The following is a 1,537-nucleotide window of genomic DNA, read 5'->3' on the forward strand; positions in this document are numbered from 1 at the left end:
TAAAATAATTCGCAGATTCGTTTCGTATCTAGTTTTCAGGGAGTCAAAATTGCTGATTTCACTCCAAGCGGGTGAGAGAAGCGTGCATGACTTTCAGCATTTGGCGATGCTGAAACCTGAATTATGCATTTGGTTATTAACCAATGCTCCGTTTGGTGGCGATAGCGGAGGGGTTCCACGCGTACCCATCCCGAACACGACCGTTAAGCCCTCCAGCGCCGATGGTACTTGGACCGAAGGGTCCTGGGAGAGTAGGACGTTGCCAAGCGGAAAACCACTTTTGTGGTATTTTTTTGGCCTTGATGGTCACCTACATATGACAAAACTGGTTGATTGTAACAACGTTCCCTGATAGCTCAGTTGGTAGAGCACTCGACTGTTAATCGAGTTGTCACAGGTTCGAGTCCTGTTCGGGGAGCCACTTTTAAAAAACGTCTAAGGATGTTTTGTTGCAGAAAACAGAATTAGACTTTATATATATGGCCCGTTGGTCAAGGGGTTAAGACACCTCCCTTTCACGGAGGTAACATGGGTTCGAATCCCATACGGGTCACTTTCTTTAATAGCATCAGGGATGAGAATCAAAAAAAGGGTTCGTCGGAGCGCTACTTCGGTAGCATCTGCATCGCAGACTCGAACGAAGTGAGAGTATCCCATACGGGTCACTTATTATGGAGGCTTAGCTCAGCTGGGAGAGCATCTGCCTTACAAGCAGAGGGTCGGGGGTTCGATCCCCTCAGCCTCCACCATTATCCCCAAAAATTTATACCGATTATTTTTCGGGGACCCCAATAATAAAATACTTTTAATGACGCGGGGTGGAGCAGTCCGGTAGCTCGTCGGGCTCATAACCCGAAGGTCGTAGGTTCAAATCCTGCCCCCGCAATTATCTCCTTAAGATGGAGATCCAAAAGGCCGTGGAACCGTGGTGTAGAGGCCTAACATGCCTGCCTGTCACGCAGGAGATCGCGGGTTCGAATCCCGTCGGTTCCGCCATTTTAAATTGCTTCAGGGATGAGAATCCGAAATAACGGATCGGAATCCAAATGGTTATTTGCTTTCGCGATAGATGGTTATCGCTTTGGAAATATTCAAATATTCATGCGCCGGTGTAGCTCAATTGGTAGAGCAACTGACTTGTAATCAGTAGGTTGGGGGTTCAAGTCCTCTCGCCGGCATGTTTATGGCGGTCGTGGCGAAGGGGTTAACGCACCGGATTGTGGCTCCGGCATTCGTGGGTTCAAGTCCCATCGATCGCCCCATTAATTGTTGGGGATTAGCCAAGCGGTAAGGCAACGGACTTTGACTCCGTCATGCATAGGTTCGAATCCTATATCCCCAGCCAGTGAGAGCCATTAGCTCAGTTGGTAGAGCACCTGACTTTTAATCAGGGTGTCGAAGGTTCGAGTCCTTCATGGCTCACCAGTTTTATTTACAGGTTTTGCGCGTGTGGCGGAATTGGCAGACGCACTAGACTTAGGATCTAGCGTCTTTGACGTGGGGGTTCAAGTCCCTCCACGCGCACCACTTTGTTTGA

General features: G+C 48.9%; 10 tRNA genes and 1 rRNA gene. All 11 read left to right on the plus strand.

Annotated features, from left to right (window positions below):
* Window positions 1-151: 151 nt before the first annotated feature.
* The 11 genes from rrf (at window position 152) to CPT76_RS35690 (ending at window position 1,527) form a co-directional block, all read left to right on the plus strand.
* Window positions 152-268, plus strand: a 5S ribosomal RNA gene (gene rrf, locus CPT76_RS35640).
* A 77-nt stretch (window positions 269-345) separates the two neighbouring features.
* A tRNA-Asn gene (locus tag CPT76_RS35645) sits at window positions 346-421 on the plus strand.
* A gap of 60 nt (window positions 422-481) precedes the next feature.
* A tRNA-Glu gene (locus CPT76_RS35650) sits at window positions 482-553 on the plus strand.
* A gap of 120 nt (window positions 554-673) precedes the next feature.
* Window positions 674-749, plus strand: a tRNA-Val gene (locus CPT76_RS35655).
* A 63-nt stretch (window positions 750-812) separates the two neighbouring features.
* A tRNA-Met gene (locus CPT76_RS35660) sits at window positions 813-886 on the plus strand.
* Window positions 887-919: 33 nt separating this feature from the next.
* Window positions 920-996: transfer RNA gene (locus CPT76_RS35665), tRNA-Asp, on the plus strand.
* Window positions 997-1,105: 109 nt separating this feature from the next.
* A tRNA-Thr gene (locus CPT76_RS35670) sits at window positions 1,106-1,178 on the plus strand.
* 8 nt (window positions 1,179-1,186) lie between these two features.
* A tRNA-His gene (locus tag CPT76_RS35675) sits at window positions 1,187-1,262 on the plus strand.
* 8 nt (window positions 1,263-1,270) lie between these two features.
* A tRNA-Gln gene (locus CPT76_RS35680) sits at window positions 1,271-1,345 on the plus strand.
* A gap of 4 nt (window positions 1,346-1,349) precedes the next feature.
* A tRNA-Lys gene (locus tag CPT76_RS35685) sits at window positions 1,350-1,425 on the plus strand.
* A gap of 18 nt (window positions 1,426-1,443) precedes the next feature.
* Window positions 1,444-1,527 (plus strand) — tRNA-Leu (locus tag CPT76_RS35690).
* Window positions 1,528-1,537: the final 10 nt, after the last annotated feature.

Source organism: Paenibacillus sp. AR247, from assembly GCF_002968895.1.
In the GTDB taxonomy this organism is placed as follows: domain Bacteria; phylum Bacillota; class Bacilli; order Paenibacillales; family Paenibacillaceae; genus Paenibacillus_AQ; species Paenibacillus_AQ favisporus.